Raw genomic sequence first — 4,119 nt, 5'->3', positions numbered from 1 at the left:
TCACCTTGCCCATCCGCAAGATCTGGTCCACCTGACATTCTACGGTCGTTTTATAGTCATTTTAGACAGGAATGAAACATTTGTGTATTGTTTCCTAACTCACCTCTCCCAAAGGAAGAGGGGCTGGGAGTGGTCGCAGAAGCTGCACGGAATGCTTGAGGAGTGTCTCAATCTAGTTTGGAATGACTATAGTCCTCAGATTGGGGTCTTTCGCGCAATTCTGGCGAGACTGGGATCTTGGCCAGGCTGGATAAGGCCCACCGATGCCTTTTGCACCTGCTGGACTTCTTGCAAAAGCTGCAAGTAAAAAGTCCGTCGTTCCCAATCCAGATCTCGGAGCCCACAGCCCGGCTCTCGATGGTGCAGGCAATCGCGAAACTGACAGGCGCCCAAGCGATCCCTTACTTCGGGGAAGCACCGTATCAACTGCAAAGGATGCACCGGCGGGATCCCTTCGCCAGCATTGAATCCCGGCGAATCGGCGATCCAACCGCCTTCCGGCAAAGGAAACAGCTCCACATGGCGGGTGGTGTGCCGACCATGGCCCAAACGTCTGGAGACGGCCTGAGTGGCCAGCCGAACGTCCGGCAGCAGCCGATTGAGCAAGCTGGATTTGCCCACCCCGGAAGGGCCCATCACCACCGAGATCTGATCTCGACAGCACTGTTGCAACTGGGGGATCCCAGCTTGGGTGTGGGCACTGACCAACAGAGGCTCATATCCCCACCTCTGCAGGCGTCCCACCCAGGTTGTCGCTACCTCGGGATCCACGCAGTCGCATTTGTTCAACACCACCTGAACCCGCAGTTGGCTGGCCTCGGCTTGCACCAGCAGACGACTGAGGGCGTTGGGCTCAGGGTCGGGCTCGGCCAGGGCCACCACCACCAGAACTTGGGTTGCGTTGGCAATAGCGGGTCGAGGCAGCTGAGTGCGCCGCGGCAGGATCGCCTCGATCACCCCCCGCTCCGGCCAGAGGTCGGCGGCAGCAGGCGGCAAGCGCACCTCCACCCAGTCCCCCACCATCACCTGCTGACCCATTTTTTTCAGCTTGGCCCGACTGGTACAGAGAATCTCTGCCGGCGTGGGCTTTTCAACCGGAAACCGAGCCGGGATCTCGGGAAAGAGGGCAGCCAAACTTGGATCGATCCGCACGCGATAAAAGTTGGCCTGCGCTGCTCGCACCCAGCCGGTACAATCTTTTCCTTCCGGTTTCACCGGGTTCATGGCGACGCAGGTGTGCCGCGACGCACCCAGAGAATGTAATGGCCTTCGGGGGAAGCTGCCTGTCCCTCAATCCGATGCCCGGCCATGGCTAGACTGTTGGGCACCTGCTCCAGAGGTTCTCCCGCATCCAGCCATAGCTCCAGCAGTTCTCCAGGAGCCATGCGCTCCAGGCGCAGCTTCGCCCGCACGTAGTTAAGTGGGCAAGGGATCCCGCGCTGGTCAAGGATAAACTTGACCTCTTCCGACGAAACAGCCTCTGCAGTCATTCTTCCTCACGCTCCCGGTTGCCAGGCATCTGGGCCAGCCCCCGCAACAACCCGCCCAAGAAACCATCCCGCTTGTTGATGCGTTCTCCGTGCAACTCAGCCAGGCGCATGAGCAATTCCCGCTCTTCCGAGCTGATGCGGGTGGGGATCTCCACCACCAGCGTGATTTGGTGGTCGCCCCGAGACATCGGGTTGCCAATGCGAGGTACCCCCTTACCTTCCAGAGTCAGCACTGTACCCGGCTGGGATCCGGCTGGGATGGTCAGCTCCACCTCCTCCTCCAGGCCGGCTTTCGAGTCCACGGTGGGCACAGAGACTTTGGCCCCCAAAATGGCCTGCAAATAGCTCACCCGCACCTCCGAGAGAATGGTCAGGCCATCTCGCTGGAAGTCGGGATCCGGTTCCACGAATAGGTAGACGTAGAGATCCCCGGGCGGGCCACCGCGTCGACCGGCATCGCCTTCTCCGGAAACCCGCAAACGGGTGCCACTGTCTACACCGGCTGGGATGTTGATGCGCAGTTTCTTCGTGGTTTGGGCCAAGCCCTCGCCGTTGCAGTTGTAGCAGGGCTCTTCCAACACCTGACCGCTGCCACCACAGGTGGGACAAACCGAGACCTGGGTAAAGTTGCCAAACGGCGTGCGGGTTGCCCGCCGCACCTGACCGCCGCCCCCGCAGGTGGGGCAAGTTTTCACCTCCGTACCGGGCTTAGCCCCGCTGCCTCCACAGACGTTGCAGACTTCCAAGTGGCTGATGCGAATCTGCTTTTCGCCGCCGAAGATGGCTTCCAGAAACTCCAGTTTTAGGTCAAAGCGCAGATCATCGCCCCGTACCGGCCCCTGGCGACTGCGGGCATAGCCGGCTCCTGCCCCTGCAAAGTTGGTGAAAAAGCTCTCGAAAATGTCGGCAAAGCCACCCATCCCCGCAAAATCCTGGAATCCACTTGCTGCCGCAGCAGCTCCACTCAAACCCGCTTCTCCAAAGCGATCGTAGCGAGCTTTTAGCTCATTATCAGAGAGCACCTCATAGGCACGGTTGATCTCTTTGAAGCGCTCCTCGGCGCCTGGCTCCTTGTTGACATCCGGGTGGTACTTACGAGCCAACCGTCGATAGGCGCGCTTGATCTCCTCTTTGGAGCTATCGCGGCTAACCCCCAAGATTTCATAGTAGTCGCGAGCCATAGAAGCGCTTCAGAAGAGGTTAAAGATCAAAACATCAGACACACTTGAGATGCAACTTGTCAGGCAGCACAACCGAAGCAGACCTACAAGGCACCGGAGCTGGGGGAGAGCAAGCAGTTGCCTAGAATCCTCAGCGAGCTCCATAGATCTCGCTACCCATCTCCAGCAGGACAGCCCGCAGTTCTTCCATTGCGTTCCGTAAAGTTGCTAAGTCTACGTTATCATTTGCCAGCAATGCCCTCAATGTGCCCGCCACTTGAGCCCCCCGCTGGATTCGAGCTTCGCTGAGGCGATTGCCATGCTCCTGCAGGGTTTTGTCGTAGTTGTAGAGCAGGCTATCTGACTGGTTGCGGGCTTCCACCAACTGCCGCCGGCGCTGATCTTCTTCGGCATAGGCCTCCGCTTCCCGACGCATTCGCTCGATCTCGCTGCTGCTCAAGCCACCGTTGTTGGTGATCTTGACGCTCTGCTCGATTCCTGTCCCCTTTTCCCGAGCCGAGACTTTCAAGATCCCGTTGGCATCGATGTCAAAAGAAACCTCGATCTGGGGCACCCCACGGGGAGCCGGCGGGATCCCGGTCAGCTGAAAGCGGCCCAAGGTTTTGTTGTCTTTGGCCATGGCCCGCTCTCCCTGCAGGACGTGAATCTCCACCACACTCTGGCCATCGGTGGCAGTGGAGAAAATCTGGGTTTTACTGGTGGGAATGGTGGTGTTGCGCTCGATGATGCGGGTGAAGACTCCCCCCAGCGTTTCCACCCCAATCGAGAGAGGGATCACGTCCAGCAGCAGTAGATCTTTCACTTCTCCACCCACCACGCCTGCCTGGATGGCAGCGCCAAGGGCCACCGCCTCGTCCGGGTTGACGGAGCGATCTGGGTTTTTTTTGAAGATTTGCCGAATTTTCTCCTGGACAGCGGGAATACGAGTAGAGCCGCCCACCAGCAGCACGCGGTCGATGTCTGCAGGGGAGAGGCCAGCATCCCGCAGCGCCTGTTCTGTAGGCTCCACGGTGGCCTCCACCAGATCCCGCACCAACTCCTCAAACTTGCCGCGGGTCAGCTCCACTTCCAGGTGCTTGGGCCCCGAATCGTCGGCGGTGATAAAAGGCAGGTTAATGAGTGTAACCTGGGTGCTGGACAGCTCAATTTTGGCCTTCTCAGCAGCCTCCCGCATCCGCTGCAGGGCCATGCGATCCCGCGAGAGGTCGATCCCTTCCGTCTCCAAAAACTGACGGATGAGCCAATCGACAATTCTTTGGTCGAAGTCATCCCCCCCCAGGTGGTTGTTGCCGGCAGTCGCTTGCACCTCAAACACGCCGCTGCCCAGTTGCAGCACCGAGACATCGAAGGTGCCGCCACCCAAATCGAAAACCAGAATGCGTAGGTCTTGATCTTGTTTGTCTAGGCCATAGGCCAGGGCGGCTGCTGTCGGCTCGTTGATGATGCGC

General features: G+C 59.1%; 4 protein-coding genes. All 4 read right to left on the bottom strand.

Annotation, left to right across the window (positions count from 1 at the left end):
* Positions 1-195: 195 nt before the first annotated feature.
* The gene (rsgA, locus tag NW818_RS05700) at positions 196-1,224 is read right to left on the bottom strand and encodes a ribosome small subunit-dependent GTPase A (RefSeq protein ID WP_414424049.1); all 1,029 of its coding nucleotides are present in this window, start codon (positions 1,222-1,224) and stop codon (positions 196-198) included.
* A complete protein-coding gene (locus NW818_RS05695; protein WP_414329168.1) occupies positions 1,221-1,490 on the bottom strand; it encodes a sulfurtransferase TusA family protein in 270 nt (89 codons plus the stop codon). Before NW818_RS05695 ends, rsgA begins: the two co-directional genes overlap by 4 nt.
* On the bottom strand, positions 1,487-2,671 hold the full coding sequence (gene dnaJ / locus NW818_RS05690) for a molecular chaperone DnaJ (RefSeq protein ID WP_414355537.1): 1,185 nt from the start codon (positions 2,669-2,671) through the stop codon (positions 1,487-1,489). Before dnaJ ends, NW818_RS05695 begins: the two co-directional genes overlap by 4 nt.
* 130 nt (positions 2,672-2,801) lie before the next feature.
* A partial coding sequence (gene dnaK / locus NW818_RS05685) for a molecular chaperone DnaK (protein WP_414424048.1) occupies positions 2,802-4,119 on the bottom strand: 1,318 nt, incomplete at its 5' end.

The sequence above is a fragment of the Synechococcus sp. R6-5 genome (assembly GCF_047461775.1).
In the GTDB taxonomy this organism is placed as follows: Bacteria; Cyanobacteriota; Cyanobacteriia; order Thermostichales; family Thermostichaceae; genus Thermostichus.
The sequence above is the reverse complement of the archived record's forward strand: the minus strand, read 5'-3'. Positions and strand labels throughout refer to the sequence as shown.

What these genes read in the sequence shown, in the direction of transcription:
- rsgA (WP_414424049.1), bottom strand. Translation starts at nt 1,224, where the DNA reads ATGAACCCGGTGAAACCGGAAGGAAAAGATTGTACCGGCTGGGTGCGA.
- NW818_RS05695 (WP_414329168.1), bottom strand. Translation starts at nt 1,490, where the DNA reads ATGACTGCAGAGGCTGTTTCGTCGGAAGAGGTCAAGTTTATCCTTGAC.
- dnaJ (WP_414355537.1), bottom strand. Translation starts at nt 2,671, where the DNA reads ATGGCTCGCGACTACTATGAAATCTTGGGGGTTAGCCGCGATAGCTCC.